Raw genomic sequence first — 15829 nt, 5'->3', positions numbered from 1 at the left:
CCGGAGTAAAGAATGAAACTGCCAATTTATTTTGATTATTCAGCAACATGCCCAGTGGATCCGCGAGTTGCTGAAAAAATGGTTCAGTACATGACGATGGATGGTACCTTTGGTAATCCGGCATCCCGCTCACACCGTTATGGCTGGCAGGCAGAAGAAGCTGTAGATACAGCTCGTGAACAGATTGCTGAACTTCTTAATGCAGACCCTCGTGAAATTGTTTTTACATCGGGTGCGACAGAATCTGACAACCTGGCCATTAAAGGTGCGGCTCACTTCTACGGTAAGAAGGGCAAGCACATCATCACCTGTAAAACTGAACATAAAGCGGTACTGGATACCTGCCGTCAGTTAGAGCGTGAAGGCTATGAGGTGACTTACCTTGAGCCAGAATCAAACGGCATTATCGATCTTGAAAAACTTCAGGCTGCGATGCGTGAAGATACGGTTTTAGTTTCCATTATGCATGTGAACAATGAAATCGGTGTTATTCAGGATATTGAGGCGATTGGTGAAATCTGCCGTGCACGTAAGATTATCTTCCACGTGGATGCCGCTCAGTCAGCGGGTAAGCTGCCGATTGATGTTCAGGCAATGAAAGTGGATCTGATTTCTCTTTCAGCACACAAGATCTACGGCCCTAAGGGTATTGGTGCACTTTACGTTCGCCGTAAGCCTCGTATTCGTCTGGAAGCTCAGATGCACGGTGGCGGCCATGAACGTGGTTTCCGTAGCGGCACACTTCCGACTCATCAGATTGTTGGTATGGGTGAAGCTTTCCGCATCGCAAAAGAAGATATGCAGAAAGACTACGACCATGCACTGGCTTTAAGAAACCGTCTGCTTGAACGTCTTAACGATATGGAAGCAGTAACCATTAATGGTGATCTTGAACAGCGTCTGCCAAATAACCTGAATATCAGTTTCGCATTTGTTGAAGGTGAGTCTCTGCTTATGTCTCTGAAAGACCTGGCAGTCTCTTCCGGCTCTGCATGTACATCAGCAAGCCTTGAACCTTCATACGTTCTGCGTGCGCTGGGCCTTGATGATGAACTGGCACACAGCTCAATTCGCTTCTCATTCGGCCGTTTTACAACGGAAGAAGAGGTGGACTACGCGGCAGAGCAGATTCATCAGGCGGTTAACAAATTAAGAGAAATGTCCCCGCTTTGGGATATGTATAAAGAAGGCATTGATTTGAACACAGTTGAGTGGGCTCATCATTAATCTTGAATAAGTGAGGAATTAATTATGGCTTACAGTGAAAAAGTGATCGATCACTACGAAAACCCACGCAACGTCGGCTCTTTTGATAAAGAAGATCCGAATGTAGGTAGCGGTATGGTGGGTGCACCAGCTTGCGGTGACGTGATGAAACTTCAGATCAAGGTGACGCCGGAAGGTATCATCGAAGATGCGAAATTCAAAACATACGGCTGTGGCAGTGCGATTGCTTCCAGCTCACTGGTAACCGAGTGGGTTAAGGGTAAGAGCATCGATGAAGCGGCTGCAATTAAGAACGCTGAAATTGCAGAAGAGCTGGAACTGCCTCCGGTAAAAGTACACTGCTCAATCCTTGCGGAAGACGCAATTAAAGCAGCGGTATCTGATTACAAGAAAAAGCACCAAGAATAAAAATCATTTATTTAATAACTGAGAAGCACAAATAGGGTTGTAACATGGCCATCAACATGACAGACGCAGCAGCAAGCCGCGTGAAAAAATTCCTGGATAACCGGGGTAAAGGTTTAGGTCTACGCTTAGGTGTAAAAACCACAGGGTGTTCAGGGATGGCCTATGTCCTGGAGTTTGTGGATCAGTTAAATGAAGAAGATTCGGTTTTTGAAATCAAAGGGGTCACTATCATTATTGACCCTAAAAGTCTGGTTTACCTTGAGGGTACAGAGCTGGACTTTGTTAAACAGGGCCTGAATGAAGGCTTCCAGTTCAACAACCCGAACGTAAAAGACGAATGTGGTTGTGGTGAGAGCTTTACGGTTTAAAGATGAACCATTTTGAATTATTCGGGCTACCAATTCAGTTTCAGCTGGACGGTAGCCTTCTTTCTACTCACTTCCGTGAGCTTCAGAAACGCTTCCATCCGGATAACTTTGCCACAGCTTCAGAGCGTGACCGCCTGCTTGCTGTGCAGAAAGCTGCTCAAATCAATGATGCCTATCAGGTGCTGAAAGAGCCGATTGCCCGTGTGGAATATATTCTTTCTTTGAATGGTATTGAGCTTCGTCATGAGCAGCAGACCATCAGTGACCCTATGTTTCTTATGGAACAGATGGAGCTGAGAGAAGAGTTAGAAGAGATCACATCTGAAGACGCCCTTTTTGACTTTGATACCAGGGTCAGCAAAATGTACAAGTCCCATATTTCAGAAGCAGAAAAAGAGCTGGAAGATGCTCAGTGGGAGCTTGCCGCTGACAGGGTAAGAAAGCTGAAATTTATTGCCAAACTAAAGAATGAAATAGAGCAGGTCGAAGATAAGCTTCTGGGGTAACCTGCTCTGATAGGAAAACTGAATGTTACTTCAAATTTCTGAGCCGGGTTTAAGCCCTGCACCTCACGAACAAAAACTTGCTGTGGGCATTGACCTTGGCACAACCAACTCACTGGTTGCGACTGTCCGCAGCGGTGAAGCAAAGCCTCTGGATGATACTAAAGGCCGTGCGATTCTTCCTTCAGTCGTTCAGTACAGCCAGACCGGTCGCTGCGTAGGCTATGAAGCAAGAGCAAACGCACAAAGCGATCCGTCCAATACCATTATGTCGGTTAAGCGTCTTATCGGACGTTCACTGGCAGACATCAATAACCGTTATCCAAGCCTGCCTTATCAGTTTGAAGCCAGTGATAACGGCCTGCCGCTTTTGAAAACAGAAAACGGACTGAAAAACCCGATTCAGGTGTCAGCCGATATTCTCAAAGCACTTGGCGCAAGGGCGGAAGAAGCACTTGGTGGTGAACCGGAAGGCGTCGTCATTACCGTTCCGGCTTACTTTGATGATGCTCAGCGTGCAGGTACAAAAGATGCGGCAGCGCTTGCCGGTATGAAAGTACTGCGATTGCTGAACGAGCCAACTGCGGCTGCGATTGCATACGGACTGGACTCTGGTCAGGAAGGCGTTATTGCGGTTTATGACCTGGGTGGCGGTACCTTTGATATTTCCATTCTCCGCCTTTCGAAAGGCGTGTTTGAAGTGCTGGCAACCGGTGGTGACTCAGCGCTGGGCGGTGATGACTTTGACCACCTTGTAGCAGAGCACTTCCAGGCTCAGGCCGGCTTAGCTTCTCCTCTGAGCGCAGAACAAAACCGTGCCCTTCTTGATGCGGCAACTGAAGCGAAAATTGCGCTTTCAGAATCTGAATCGGTAAATGTTTCTGTTCTGGGCTGGGAAGGTACGCTTAGCCGTGATGAGTTTGAAGCTCTTATTCAGCCACTGGTTAAGAAAACCCTGCTCTCCTGCCGCCGAGCAATTAAAGATGCCGGTGTGGATGCTGATGAGGTTCTGGAAGTGGTCATGGTAGGCGGCTCCACAAGAACGCTTCTGGTTCGCGAAATGGTGGGTGATTTCTTTGGCAGAACACCACTGACCAGCATTAACCCGGATGAGGTTGTTGCCATTGGTGCTGCGCTCCAGGCTGATGTGCTTGTGGGTAATAAGCCGGATGCAGAAATGCTGCTCCTGGATGTGATTCCGCTGTCGCTTGGTATTGAAACCATGGGCGGTCTGGTTGAGAAGATCATCCCTCGTAACACCACTATCCCTGTGGCACGGGCTCAGGAATTTACCACCTTCAAAGACGGCCAGACCGGCATGCTGGTGCATGTGGTTCAGGGCGAGCGTGAGATGGTGGATGACTGCCGCTCGCTGGCGAAGTTTTCACTGAAGGGAATCCCGCCGATGGCTGCCGGAGCGGCTCATATCCGGGTAACCTATCAGGTGGATGCTGATGGCCTGCTGTCTGTTACTGCTATGGAGAAAAGTACCGAAGTTCAGGCTGAAATTCAGGTGAAACCATCCTACGGTTTAAGTGACGATGAAGTTGCTCAGATGCTGAAGGATTCCATGACGCATGCCAGAGAAGATATGCTGGCTCGTTCGCTGGCTGAGCAGCGCGTTGAAGCGGACCGGGTTATCGAAGGTCTGATTGCAGCAATGCAGGCTGATGGCGACGCTCTGCTGAATGAGCAGGAGCGGGATGAGCTGATTAAAGCCATTGAAGCTCTGATTGAACTTCGTAATGGTGACAGTGCAGACGCCATCGAACAGGGAATTAAAGATACTGATAAAGCCAGCCAGGAGTTTGCTTCCAGAAGAATGGATCAATCTATTCGCAAAGCTCTGGCCGGTCAGTCTGTTGATAACGTTTAAGGTGAGGAATAGAGATGCCAAAAATCATCGTATTGCCAAATGAAGAGCTGTGCCCGGACGGGGCTGTTTTAGAGGCTGAATCTGGCGAAACCGTTCTGGATGTTGCCTTAAAAAACGGAATTACCATTGAGCATGCCTGTGAAAAATCCTGCGCATGTACAACTTGTCATGTCATTGTCCGTGAAGGGTTTGATTCACTTGAAGAGAGTGATGAGCTGGAAGATGACATGCTGGATAAAGCGTGGGGACTTGAGCCGGAATCACGCTTAAGCTGTCAGGCAAAAGTGGCTGATGAGGATCTGGTTGTGGAGATCCCGAAATATACGCTTAACCACGCAGCAGAGGATCATTAAAGATGAAATGGACTGATTCAAGAGATATCGCCATTGAGCTTTGTGACCAGTTTCCTGAAGTGGATCCAAAAAACGTACGTTTTACCGATTTACACAAATGGATTACTGATCTGGAAGAGTTTGACGACGATCCAAACCGCTCTAACGAGAAAATCCTGGAAGCCATTATCCTTTGCTGGATGGATGAAATGGATTAAAACCTCGGCGGGTTAACATATTTATCGCAAAATAGAAGGGCAGTTGGCCCTTCTATTTTTTTTGTAATAGTTTAAATTTAATATCACTTGGTTAAAAAAATCATACAGAACAATAAGCCACGAATAAGGCAAGGAGTTACTATGTCCACACAGATGTTAGTGAACATTTCAAATCAGGCTGCGGACCCTCAGTGGGGCGAGAATGCCATTCTTTCATTTGGCGAAAACGGTGCAACCATCCACCTAAAGGACAAACATGATTTAGGTGCTATCCAGAAAGGTGCACGCAGGCTGGATGGTCAGGGAGTTAAATCGGTATCACTTCAGGGCGAAGGCTGGGGGCTGGAAGAGGTCTGGGCCTTTTATCAGGGCTACCGTTCTCCTAAAAAAGCCCCTTCAGTTGAGTGGGCTCCGCTAAGCGAAGAAGACCAGAAAGAACTGGACGCACGAATCAAGGCCTCTGACTGGGTTCGCGATATTATCAACAAGCCGGCAGAAGAGGTTGCTCCTCGTCAGCTTGCAACTATGGCGGGTGAGTTTATTAAGTCTCTGGCGCCTGAGCACGTTACCTACCGGATTGTAAAAGATAAAGATCTGCTAACTGAAGGCTGGACTGGCATTTACGCTGTTGGCCGTGGCTCTGAACGCACATCAGCAATGCTTCAGCTGGACTACAACCCGACGGGTGATGAAAACGCGCCGGTATTTGCGTGTCTGGTAGGTAAGGGCATTACTTTCGACTCGGGTGGTTACAGCCTGAAACCATCAAACTTTATGACCGCAATGAAGGCAGACATGGGTGGCTCGGGTACCATTACCGGTGGTTTGGGTCTGGCAATTATGCGTGGCCTGAACAAGCGCGTGAAGCTGATCCTGTGCTGTGCTGAGAACATGGTTTCCGGCCGTGCGCTGAAGTTGGGTGATGTGATCACATACAAAAACGGCAAGACAGTTGAGATCATGAACACGGATGCCGAAGGGCGACTGGTTCTGGCTGATGGCCTGCTTTTCGCAAGTGAGCAGAACCCTGAACTTATCATTGACTGTGCAACCCTGACCGGTGCGGCTAAAAATGCGCTGGGTAATGATTACCACGCACTGATGAGCTTTGATGCAGAACTTTCTCATCAGGCACTGACCAGCGCGGCAGAAGAGAAAGAAGGTCTGTGGCCGCTTCCTCTGGCTGACTTCCATCGTGGAATGCTGTCATCAAGTTTTGCTGATCTTTCAAATATCAGTAGCGGTGATTACACGCCGGGAGCCAGTACTGCAGCCGCATTTCTGTCCTATTTTGTGAAGGAACACAAAAAAGGGTGGCTACACTTTGACTGTGCAGGCACTTACCGTAAAACTGCTACAGATAAGTGGTCTGCAGGTGCGACAGGTATGGGCATCCGTACTCTGGCAAATATCCTTAACACTCAGGCTAAATAACAGAATAAATCATCTAATGGAGCCGCCCATGTTTTTCTCGGTTCGGGCGGCACGAAGAAAGTAGCAAAAGGACACCCTATGACAGTAGAAAGAACATTTTCCATTATTAAGCCAGATGCAGTTAAACGAAATCTGATTGGTGAGATTTACCACCGCATTGAAAACGCCGGAATGCAGATCATTGCCGCTAAGATGATCAACATGACAGATGAGCAGGCAAGCGGATTTTATGCTGAGCACAAAGAGAAACCATTCTTTGGTGAACTAAAAGCATTTATGACCTCCGGCCCGGTAATGGTTCAGGTTCTGGAAGGCGAAAACGCCATCGAGCGTTACCGCGAGTTAATGGGCAGCACCGATCCTGAAAAAGCGACATGTGGCTCTATCCGTGCAGACTACGCGCTGAGCATGCGTTATAACTCAGTGCATGGCTCAGACAGCCCGGTATCGGCTGCCAGGGAGATTGAGTTTTTCTTTCCTGAGGCGGAGATTTGTCCGAGGCCTGAATAGGGCCCTCGGCCCTGGGATCGGGCTTCGCCCTGCTGGTGCCTGGGAAAGAATTTTCCCGTAAGGTTAAGCTATCTCCCTAAATTTTAACTAATACCTCTTTCCAAGGGCCCAGGGCCTATAAACCCAGGGCCCTTTTCCCTTGTTGATTCCGCCTAAACCCTGTACAATTCGCGCCCTTAATTCCCGTACAGTCGTTGAGAGGCAACATGACCACTGCAAAAGTCAACTTAATGGATTTTGATCGCAAAGGACTTCGTCAATATTTTGCTGAAGAGCTTGGTGAGAAAGCATTCCGTGCAGATCAGGTTATGAAGTGGATTTATCACTTTGGTTGTGATGACTTCAATGAAATGACCAACCTGAACAAAAAGCTTCGTGAAAAGCTGCTTAAGGTTGCTGAGATTAAAGCGCCTTATGTTTCCGATGCGCAGCACTCTGCTGACGGCACCATCAAGTGGGCGATGCGTGTTGGTGATCAGGATGTGGAAACCGTATACATTCCGGAAGATGACCGTGCGACACTGTGCGTCTCTTCACAGGTTGGCTGTACGCTTGCGTGTAAATTCTGCTCCACGGCTCAGCAGGGCTTTAACCGTAACCTGAAGGTGTCTGAAATTATCGGGCAGGTTTGGCGTGCTGCGCGTGAAGTTGGCCTTGAAAAAGAAACCGGCCGTCGTCCTATCACTAACGTTGTGATGATGGGCATGGGTGAGCCGCTTCTGAATATGAACAACCTGCTTCCGGCACTGGAAATTATGCTGGATGATTTAGGTTTTGGTCTTTCTAAGCGTCGCGTTACTGTTTCAACCGCTGGTGTGGTTTCCGGCCTTGATCAGATGACGGGCAATATTGATGTTGCTCTGGCTATCTCTTTACATGCGCCGACCGATGAAATCCGTCGTCAGATTATGCCAATTAACGATCGCTGGGATATCGAGACCCTTCTGGAGTCTGTACACCGCTATATCGCATCATCGAATGCCAACCGTGGCAAGGTGACCATTGAGTATGTACTGCTTGATCACGTGAACGATGATATGGAGCATGCGAGACAACTCGCAGAGCTGCTAAAAGATACACCTTGTAAAATCAATTTGATTCCATTCAACCCTTACCCTGGTTCACCATATGGCAAGCCAAGTAATTCCCGTATTGACCGCTTTATGAAAACGCTGATGCAGTACGAGAATACGGTGACGGTACGGAAAACCCGCGGAGACGATATTGACGCAGCATGTGGTCAGTTAGTCGGAGATGTGATCGACCGTACAAAACGTACAAAACAGGCCGCTTCCGGGGAACCAATTCCAGTCAGAGCAATCTGATAACCGAAGCTTCATCCGTTTCATCGGAGTGTCCTGTTGCAAAACAGAGATTTACTCCACATGAAAAGATGTATAACTTCAACTTTTCTTGCTTGTTTGCTGGTTGGATGTGTTACAGTTAGCGGGCAGAAAGAGAATGGTCAATTTGACGCAGTAAAAGCAGCTGACGCACGAATTGTGCTGGGTTTGCGGTATTTTCAGTCCGGTGATCTTATCCGGGCGAGAGAGAACCTTGAGCTTGCTGTGAAATATGCGCCGGATTATTACCGTTCTCTTAACTCATTAGCTTTCTTTTACGAGCAGATCAAAGAGTACGATCTGGCCGGGAAAGCTTATAGAAAAGCATTGCGGAAGTCTCCACAGAACGGTGACGTTCTCAATAATTACGGTGCATTCTTGTGTAAACGCGGTCAGTACCAAAAGGCCGATGAGTATTTTAACCGTGCTATTGAGCAGCCAGATTATTACTTAACCAGCCATAGCTATGAAAATGCAGCTATGTGCGCCCTTAAAAGTAATGACATCAATAAGGCTGAATATTACTTTAAACGTTCTTTGGATCATGAACCTGGCAGGTACAAATCTCTAATCCGGTTATCCAGACTGGAAGCGGAAAGGGGGGAGCACCAACAGGCCAGGGACAGACTTATTAGGTTTCACAATAAGTTTGGATATAAGCCGGAGAGTTTAGGTTTACTGATAGAGTTAGAACAACAAGCGGGCAATAAAAGCCTGGTTCAGGAATATACCGAGACTCTGAAAAGATACTATCCAGACTATTCAGATTTAGAAGTACATAGCGGATGAGTACTGAAAACGAAAACGTAACGACAGAAGAAGTGGAAGTTCAGGTTCTGGCAGGGGATCTGCTTCGGAAAAAACGTGAAGAGTTAGGCCTTTCACAACAAGAAATTGCCGACCGGCTAAGACTGCGACTGTCAGTTATTCAGAGCATTGACGACAACAATTTAGATTTTGACCACGTGGCGACATTCACCCGTGGTTACCTACGTTCTTACGCTAAAGCGGTCTCCCTTGATGAAAAACTGGTTCTGAACGCCATAGATGGTGTCGGGGATGCTCAGCATGCACCTCAGTCTATGCAGAGCTTCAGCCGCAAGACCAAACGTGACAAGCATGACAGCCGCATTATGAAACTGACGGTGGTGATTGTTATTGCGATTTTTGGTATCTCATCGGTCTGGTGGTATCAGAACAGAAAGCAGGATACGTTAGAGGAAACTTCTCCTTCTGAAGCAACAGAAGTATTAAATATTTCCGAGTCACCTGTTGCTGAGCCGGAAGTGATTACCCCTGCAGTTGTTGAAGAAAAAACAGAAACAGCAGAAGAAGTGGCATCAGAGCCTGCGCAGCCAGAAGCAGAAATTATTGAAGCTGAGCAGCCAGTGGTATCTGAGCCTGTTGCTCAGGAAGTTGCGGTTGAAGAAGAACAAACGGCTGAACCAGAAGTGATTTCTGAGCCGGAGCCGGTTGTCGCGACAAATAATACATTATCAATGAACTTCTCAGCGGATTGCTGGGTTCAGGTTAAAGATGCCACGGGCAAGACTCTGGTTACCGGTGTGAAGAAAGCCGGCAGAAATTTAACAGTGGAAGGTCAGTTACCATACAGCATTGTACTGGGTGCGCCTGAAGCGGTTTCGATGAGATTAGCAAGTGAACCTGTTGACCTATCCGGGTATACTTCAGGGAAAGTGGCTCGATTTACTCTACCTTAGAAATCAAATATGCAACACGAATCTCCTATTAAGCGTCGACCATCGACCCGTATTTACGTGGGCGATGTGCCAATTGGTGACGGTGCACCAATTGCAGTTCAGTCGATGACGAACACTCAGACAACAGATGTTGAAGCAACTGTCGCGCAGATCAAAGCTCTGGAAAAAGTGGGCGCAGATATCGTCAGGGTATCTGTTCCGACTATGGATGCGGCAGAAGCTTTCAAACAAATTAAGCAGCAGGCTTCTGTCCCGCTGATTGCCGATATTCACTTTGACTACCGTATTGCCCTTAAAGTAGCGGAATACGGCGTTGACTGTCTTCGTATTAACCCGGGTAACATAGGTAAAGAAGACCGCATCCGTGCCGTTGTTGACTGTGCACGTGACAAGAATATTCCAATCCGTATCGGCATCAATGGTGGCTCACTGGAAAAAGATATTCAGGAAAAGTACGGGGAACCGACACCTGAAGCTCTGGTGGAGTCAGCCATGCGTCATGTGGACATTTTGGACAGACTGAATTTTGACCAGTTTAAAGTAAGTGTAAAGGCTTCGGATGTGTTCCTGGCCGTAGACTCTTACCGTCAACTGGCTGCGAAAATTGACCAGCCTCTGCATCTGGGTATCACAGAAGCAGGTGGTGCCCGTGCCGGTTCGGTTAAGTCAGCGGTCGGTCTTGGCCTGCTTCTGTCTGAAGGTATCGGCGATACGCTGCGTGTTTCTCTGGCAGCGGATCCGGTGGAAGAGATCAAAGTGGGCTTTGATATTTTGAAGTCTCTGAGAATTCGCTCACGCGGGATCAACTTTATCGCCTGTCCGACCTGTTCACGGCAGGAGTTTGACGTTATCAATACGGTTAACGCTCTTGAAGAGAGACTGGAAGACATTATCACGCCAATGGATGTGTCCATTATCGGCTGTGTGGTAAATGGTCCGGGTGAAGCGGAAGTCTCGCACCTTGGTGTTGCCGGCGGTAACAGAAAAAGCGCATTTTACCAAGATGGTAAGCGTCAGAAAGAACGCTTTGACAACGACAACCTCGTTGACCAGCTTGAAGCAAAGATTCGTGCTAAGGCTGCAATGCTGGATGAAGCAAAGCGAATCGATATCAATCAACTAGAAAACAATTAATCTCAACGATTACGGTAAGAAAACTGTGGCAAAAACAATCCAAGCAATCCGGGGCATGAATGACTGCCTTCCGACTGACTCTCCACTTTGGCAGAAAGTGGAAAATACTGTAAAGAAAGTAATCAGTGCTTACGGCTATAGCGAAGTTCGCATGCCGATCGTTGAAATGACTCATCTGTTCAGCCGCGCTATCGGTGAAGTAACCGACGTAGTTGAAAAAGAGATGTACACATTCGAAGACCGAAATGGTGACAGCCTGACACTTCGCCCTGAAGGTACTGCCGGTTGTGTTCGTGCGGGAATTGAAAACGGACTGCTTTACAACCAGGAACAGCGTCTGTGGTACATGGGACCAATGTTCCGCCACGAGCGTCCTCAGAAAGGCCGTTACCGTCAGTTCCATCAGGTTGGTGTGGAAGTCTTCGGCCTGAACGGTCCGGATGTAGACGCAGAAATGATCATGATGACAGCGCGTCTGTGGCGTGAGCTGGGTATTTCTGAGCATGTACGTTTAGAGCTGAACTCTATCGGCTCTCTGGAAGCGCGTGCTAACTACCGCGATGCTCTGATTGCTCACCTTGAGCAGCATATGGACGTTCTGGATGAAGATGCCAAGCGCCGTATGTACACCAATCCGCTGCGCGTTCTTGATACCAAGAACCCGGAAATCCAGGCAATTCTTGTGGACGCTCCTAAGCTGTCTGAGTACCTGGATGAAGATTCTAAAGCGCATTTTGCCGGTTTGTGTGAACTTCTGGACGCTGCAGGAATCGAATATCAGGTTAACGAACGTCTGGTTCGTGGCCTTGACTACTACAACCGCACAGTATTTGAGTGGATCACGGAAAGCCTTGGCGCTCAGGGTACGGTTTGTGGTGGCGGCCGTTACGACGGCCTTGTAGAGCAGTTGGGCGGTAAAGCGACTCCGGCTGTCGGTTTTGCAATGGGTCTTGAAAGACTGGTTCTGCTTCTGGAAACTCTGGAGCTGAACGATGTCAGAAGGGCCGTTGACGTATATGTAGTTACTGCCGGTGAAGGCACAATGATGGCGGGCATGAAACTGGCTGAAGAGCTTCGTGAAGCGGTTCCTGGTCTTCGTGTGATGAATCACTTTGGTGGCGGTAACTTTAAGAAACAGTTCAAGCGTGCTGACAAGGTTGGCGCGGCAGTAGCATTAGTACTGGGTGAGAACGAGGTTGCTGACAATACCGTGGTATTGAAGGATCTTGCTGGCGGTGACCAACGCACCGTAGCGCAATCGGAAATTGCGTCTCAGCTGGTTGAATTGATTTAAGAGGAATAGACGTGGTAGCACTGCACGATAGCGAAGAACAACAGGTTGAAGCCATTAAAGACTGGTGGAAAGAGAATGGTAAAGCCGTCATTCTTGGTGGCGTTATTGGTCTGGGCAGCATTTTAGGCTGGCAATACTATCAGGACTCTGTGATTGCAGCGAAAGAAGCGGCATCAGAGAGCTACACGGTAGCGATTGAAACTCTGGCAGAGCAAGGTCTGGAAGCTGCTCCTGTAACGCAAAGCTTTATAGAGCAGAACAAAGAGACTGAATATGCGGCTCTGGCTGCACTTCAATTGGCACGGGTTCAGGTTGAAGCGGGTGAACTTGATAACGCTCTGGCGCAGCTTAGCTGGGTTAAAAGCAATACCAAAGATGAAGCGATCCTTCCTCTGGTTTCATACCGTACTGCACGCATTATGGGTGAAAAAGGCGAGCTTGATGCTGCGCTGGGCGAACTGGCTTCAATCAAAGCTTCTTCATGGAGCGGACGCGTAGCTGAGCTTAAGGGCGACCTTCTGCTGCGTAAAGGTGATACAGATGGCGCTTACAGCGCATACACAGAAGCGCAGCAAGCTGGCGATGCAAGCCAGAGTATTCAGATGAAACTGGATGACCTTGCCAGATAAGGGTTGATGTAATGAAGAAGATTCTCACCCGGGTACTTTTAGGTTCTTTGGTAATGGCTGGTTTAGCCGGATGTTCCAGTGAAGAAGACACAATTATCATGGCACCGCTTCCTCAGGTTAAGAGTGAGTTTACGCCGGATAAAGTGTGGTCTGCTTCCGTTGGTAACGGTGTTGGTCAGTACTTCTCTAAACTGGCACCTGAATTCGAGTATGAAAAGGTGTTTGTAGCCAGCCGTGACGGTAGAGTGAAGGCACTGGACCCGGAAAACGGTAAGCTTATCTGGGAAGCAGATCTGGAAGGCGAGGAGTTAGCACGTCTGTCTGGTGGCTTAACGGCTTCTTACGGTAAGTTGTTTATCGGTTCTGAAAATGGTGAGGTTATCGCCCTTGATCAGGAAACCGGTGAAGAGCTGTGGCGCAGCCCGGTACCCGGTGAGGTTCTGGCTAAGCCGGTAACGGACAGCAACTATGTTATCGTCAACACCACCAGAGGCATGTTAACGGCATTTGATGCTGAGACGGGCGAACAGGCATGGACTATCAGTACTGAAGTGCCAAACCTGACACTACGCGGTGACAGTACTCCGGCAACCGCTTCCGGCGGTATTTTCTGGGGTACGGCGAACGGTCGTCTTGCTGCTGCTATCGTCAGCCGCGGACAGCTTATCTGGCAACAGCCTGTCGGTACACCAAAAGGTGCCACTGAAATTGACAGACTGGTTGACTCAGATGCATCGCCTGTCATTCTTGGCAGCACGCTTTATACGGTTGGCTTTAACGGACAACTTATTGCGATTGACCTGCGCTCAGGATCAGCCAAATGGAAGCGTAACTACTCTTCCGCATCCAACATGGCGACAGACAGCGTAAGAATTTATGTGCTGACGGATAAAGATCACCTTGCAGCAGTTGATGCCAGAAGCGGAACAGAAATCTGGACTAACGACTTACTTGAGTACCGCCAGCTAACCGCGCCTGAGATCATTGACGGCTATCTGGTTGTTGGTGACAGCGAAGGTTACCTGCACTGGATTGATCGCACTACCGGTGAGTTTGTTGCTCAGCAGATGGTGAACAGCAGCGGTTTTGCTGTAGGCCCTGTTCAGCTGGATGAAGGCTATCTTATTGTTACCAGAAATGGTGATGTGAAGAAGCTGAAGATCGACTAAGACGAAAGATCTACACGATCAAAAAAGTGTGATATGATTCGCGCCCCTGACTGGATGGTCAGGGGCTATTTTATTTTTGGAAGCTAAAGGTAAATAAAAGCGGATTTACCTATAACTTCCCGAGGCATTGAAAATTTAGAGGTTGTTATGATTCCTGTTGTAGCACTTGTCGGACGCCCTAACGTTGGTAAATCAACGCTGTTTAACCGTCTGACCCGTACCAGAGACGCTCTGGTAGCAGACTTTCCCGGCTTAACCCGCGACCGTAAATACGGTCAGGCGAAGCTGGGCGAACACGAGTTCATTGTAATTGATACCGGCGGTATCGACGGCACTGAAGAAGGTGTGGAAACCAAAATGGCAGAGCAGTCACTGGCGGCGATCGATGAAGCTGATGTGGTTCTGTTTATGGTGGACGGCCGTGCCGGTCTGACCGTCGCTGATGAAGCGATTGCTATGCACCTGAGAAAGCTGGAAAAGCCTGCAATGCTTGTGGTGAACAAGGTTGACGGTATTGATGCTGATGCGGCAAGTGCTGAATTCTGGCAACTGGGTATGGATAACATGTATCAGATCGCTGCTGCTCATGGCCGTGGTGTTGGCGCACTTATCGACCGTGCTCTGAACCCGTTTGCGGAAGAGATGATTGAACAGGCAAAAGGTGAGATTGAAGATCTTACCGGATTTGAAGATGCCGAAGAAGAGAAGCTGGATTACACCGAGGAAGAGGCTGAAGCTGAATTTAACCGCTTGCAGGATCAGCCTATCAAGCTGGCAATTATCGGTCGCCCGAACGTAGGTAAATCTACCCTGACTAACCGCATTCTTGGTGAAGAGCGTGTTGTGGTATATGACATGCCGGGCACCACCCGTGACTCTATCTATATTCCGATGGAGCGTGATGGCCGTGAGTACGTGCTTATCGATACTGCTGGTGTACGCCGTCGTAAGCGTATTAATGAAACGGTTGAGAAGTTCTCTGTCGTTAAGACGCTGAAAGCAGTAGAAGATGCTAACGTTGTTCTTCTTGTTATCGATGCGCGTGAGAATATCTCTGATCAGGATCTGAGCCTGCTTGGCTTTGCTCTGAACGCTGGCCGTTCAATCGTAATCGCCGTAAACAAGTGGGATGGCCTTGATTCTGAAGTAAAAGAGTATGTGAAGAAAGAGCTGGACCGTCGTCTTGGCTTTGTGGACTTTGCCCGCATTCACTTTATCTCTGCACTGCACGGAACCGGTGTTGGTCACCTGTTTGAGTCTGTACAGGAAGCTTATAAGTCGGCAACGACGCGCGTAGGTACTTCTGTTCTGACCCGTATTATGAAGATGGCAACTGACGATCACCAGCCGCCGCTGGTACGTGGCCGCCGTGTTAAGCTGAAATACGCACACGCAGGTGGTTATAACCCGCCAATTGTAGTTATCCACGGTAACCAGGTAAATGAGCTGCCTGATTCCTACAAGCGCTACCTGATGAACTACTACCGCCGCTCACTGGAAATTATGGGGACACCTATCCGCATTCAATTCCAGAGTAGCGAGAACCCTTATGAAAACAAGGGCGGTAAGCTGACACTTTCTCAGGAGCGTAAGAAAAAGCGCCTGATGGGAATGCTTAAGAACCGTAAAAAGTAACAGTTAAAAATAGCGCCTTTGGCGCTAT

17 protein-coding genes are annotated in these 15829 nt (G+C 48.4%); all 17 read left to right on the top strand.

The features are described 5' to 3' along the window. The first annotated feature begins 12 nt into the window (after positions 1–12). A complete protein-coding gene (locus L3Q72_RS12020) occupies positions 13–1227 on the top strand; it encodes an IscS subfamily cysteine desulfurase (RefSeq protein WP_275130187.1) in 1215 nt (404 codons plus the stop codon). 24 nt (positions 1228–1251) lie between these two features. Continuing rightward, the gene (iscU, locus tag L3Q72_RS12015) at positions 1252–1635 is read left to right on the top strand and encodes a Fe-S cluster assembly scaffold IscU (RefSeq protein ID WP_275130186.1); all 384 of its coding nucleotides are present in this window, start codon (positions 1252–1254) and stop codon (positions 1633–1635) included. Positions 1636–1679: 44 nt separating this feature from the next. Then, the gene (gene iscA, locus L3Q72_RS12010; protein WP_275130185.1) at positions 1680–2003 is read left to right on the top strand and encodes an iron-sulfur cluster assembly protein IscA; all 324 of its coding nucleotides are present in this window, start codon (positions 1680–1682) and stop codon (positions 2001–2003) included. A gap of 2 nt (positions 2004–2005) precedes the next feature. Continuing rightward, a complete protein-coding gene (gene hscB / locus L3Q72_RS12005; protein ID WP_275130184.1) occupies positions 2006–2509 on the top strand; it encodes a co-chaperone HscB in 504 nt (167 codons plus the stop codon). Between the two features lie 22 nt (positions 2510–2531). Next, a complete protein-coding gene (gene hscA / locus L3Q72_RS12000) occupies positions 2532–4382 on the top strand; it encodes a Fe-S protein assembly chaperone HscA (RefSeq protein WP_275130183.1) in 1851 nt (616 codons plus the stop codon). A 14-nt stretch (positions 4383–4396) separates the two neighbouring features. Continuing rightward, positions 4397–4735 (top strand): ISC system 2Fe-2S type ferredoxin, encoded by a 339-nt coding sequence (fdx, locus tag L3Q72_RS11995; RefSeq protein WP_275130182.1) that lies wholly within the window; start codon positions 4397–4399, stop codon positions 4733–4735. 2 nt (positions 4736–4737) lie between these two features. After that, positions 4738–4932, top strand: a complete 195-nt coding sequence (gene iscX / locus L3Q72_RS11990; protein ID WP_275130181.1) for a Fe-S cluster assembly protein IscX — start codon at positions 4738–4740, stop codon at positions 4930–4932. A gap of 141 nt (positions 4933–5073) precedes the next feature. After that, positions 5074–6366, top strand: a complete 1293-nt coding sequence (pepB, locus tag L3Q72_RS11985) for an aminopeptidase PepB (RefSeq protein ID WP_275130180.1) — start codon at positions 5074–5076, stop codon at positions 6364–6366. A 78-nt stretch (positions 6367–6444) separates the two neighbouring features. After that, complete coding sequence (ndk, locus tag L3Q72_RS11980; protein WP_275130179.1) at positions 6445–6876, top strand: nucleoside-diphosphate kinase; 432 nt, start codon at positions 6445–6447, stop codon at positions 6874–6876. A 206-nt stretch (positions 6877–7082) separates the two neighbouring features. Then, positions 7083–8201, top strand: coding sequence for a bifunctional tRNA (adenosine(37)-C2)-methyltransferase TrmG/ribosomal RNA large subunit methyltransferase RlmN (locus L3Q72_RS11975; protein ID WP_275130178.1), 1119 nt, complete (start codon positions 7083–7085; stop codon positions 8199–8201). Positions 8202–8261: 60 nt separating this feature from the next. Beyond that, the gene (pilW, locus tag L3Q72_RS11970) at positions 8262–9008 is read left to right on the top strand and encodes a type IV pilus biogenesis/stability protein PilW (RefSeq protein WP_275130177.1); all 747 of its coding nucleotides are present in this window, start codon (positions 8262–8264) and stop codon (positions 9006–9008) included. Then, the gene (gene rodZ / locus L3Q72_RS11965) at positions 9005–9940 is read left to right on the top strand and encodes a cytoskeleton protein RodZ (RefSeq protein ID WP_275130176.1); all 936 of its coding nucleotides are present in this window, start codon (positions 9005–9007) and stop codon (positions 9938–9940) included. Before pilW ends, rodZ begins: the two co-directional genes overlap by 4 nt. A 9-nt stretch (positions 9941–9949) precedes the next feature. After that, a complete protein-coding gene (ispG, locus tag L3Q72_RS11960) occupies positions 9950–11074 on the top strand; it encodes a flavodoxin-dependent (E)-4-hydroxy-3-methylbut-2-enyl-diphosphate synthase (protein WP_275130175.1) in 1125 nt (374 codons plus the stop codon). A 25-nt stretch (positions 11075–11099) separates the two neighbouring features. Continuing rightward, entirely contained in the window at positions 11100–12368 is a 1269-nt protein-coding gene (hisS, locus tag L3Q72_RS11955) for a histidine--tRNA ligase (protein WP_275130174.1), read from the top strand. Between the two features lie 11 nt (positions 12369–12379). Then, a complete protein-coding gene (locus L3Q72_RS11950; protein ID WP_275130173.1) occupies positions 12380–12997 on the top strand; it encodes a YfgM family protein in 618 nt (205 codons plus the stop codon). An 11-nt stretch (positions 12998–13008) separates the two neighbouring features. Further along, complete coding sequence (gene bamB / locus L3Q72_RS11945; protein ID WP_275130172.1) at positions 13009–14166, top strand: outer membrane protein assembly factor BamB; 1158 nt, start codon at positions 13009–13011, stop codon at positions 14164–14166. A 147-nt stretch (positions 14167–14313) separates the two neighbouring features. After that, positions 14314–15801 (top strand): ribosome biogenesis GTPase Der, encoded by a 1488-nt coding sequence (der, locus tag L3Q72_RS11940; RefSeq protein ID WP_275130171.1) that lies wholly within the window; start codon positions 14314–14316, stop codon positions 15799–15801. The last annotated feature ends 28 nt before the right edge of the window (positions 15802–15829 follow it).

The sequence above is a fragment of the Vibrio sp. JC009 genome (genome assembly GCF_029016485.1).
In the GTDB taxonomy this organism is placed as follows: Bacteria; Pseudomonadota; Gammaproteobacteria; order Enterobacterales; family Vibrionaceae; genus Vibrio.
Note: the sequence above shows the minus strand (reverse complement) of the source record. Positions and strands in the feature narration are given on the sequence as shown.

Coding starts and splice junctions, on each gene's coding strand:
- iscX (WP_275130181.1), top strand. CDS start 4,738: ATGAAATGGACTGATTCAAGAGATATCGCCATTGAGCTTTGTGACCAG.
- L3Q72_RS12020 (WP_275130187.1), top strand. CDS start 13: ATGAAACTGCCAATTTATTTTGATTATTCAGCAACATGCCCAGTGGAT.
- iscU (WP_275130186.1), top strand. CDS start 1,252: ATGGCTTACAGTGAAAAAGTGATCGATCACTACGAAAACCCACGCAAC.
- fdx (WP_275130182.1), top strand. CDS start 4,397: ATGCCAAAAATCATCGTATTGCCAAATGAAGAGCTGTGCCCGGACGGG.
- ndk (WP_275130179.1), top strand. CDS start 6,445: ATGACAGTAGAAAGAACATTTTCCATTATTAAGCCAGATGCAGTTAAA.
- bamB (WP_275130172.1), top strand. CDS start 13,009: ATGAAGAAGATTCTCACCCGGGTACTTTTAGGTTCTTTGGTAATGGCT.
- hscA (WP_275130183.1), top strand. CDS start 2,532: ATGTTACTTCAAATTTCTGAGCCGGGTTTAAGCCCTGCACCTCACGAA.
- der (WP_275130171.1), top strand. CDS start 14,314: ATGATTCCTGTTGTAGCACTTGTCGGACGCCCTAACGTTGGTAAATCA.
- L3Q72_RS11975 (WP_275130178.1), top strand. CDS start 7,083: ATGACCACTGCAAAAGTCAACTTAATGGATTTTGATCGCAAAGGACTT.
- ispG (WP_275130175.1), top strand. CDS start 9,950: ATGCAACACGAATCTCCTATTAAGCGTCGACCATCGACCCGTATTTAC.
- pepB (WP_275130180.1), top strand. CDS start 5,074: ATGTCCACACAGATGTTAGTGAACATTTCAAATCAGGCTGCGGACCCT.
- pilW (WP_275130177.1), top strand. CDS start 8,262: ATGAAAAGATGTATAACTTCAACTTTTCTTGCTTGTTTGCTGGTTGGA.
- iscA (WP_275130185.1), top strand. CDS start 1,680: ATGGCCATCAACATGACAGACGCAGCAGCAAGCCGCGTGAAAAAATTC.
- rodZ (WP_275130176.1), top strand. CDS start 9,005: ATGAGTACTGAAAACGAAAACGTAACGACAGAAGAAGTGGAAGTTCAG.
- hscB (WP_275130184.1), top strand. CDS start 2,006: ATGAACCATTTTGAATTATTCGGGCTACCAATTCAGTTTCAGCTGGAC.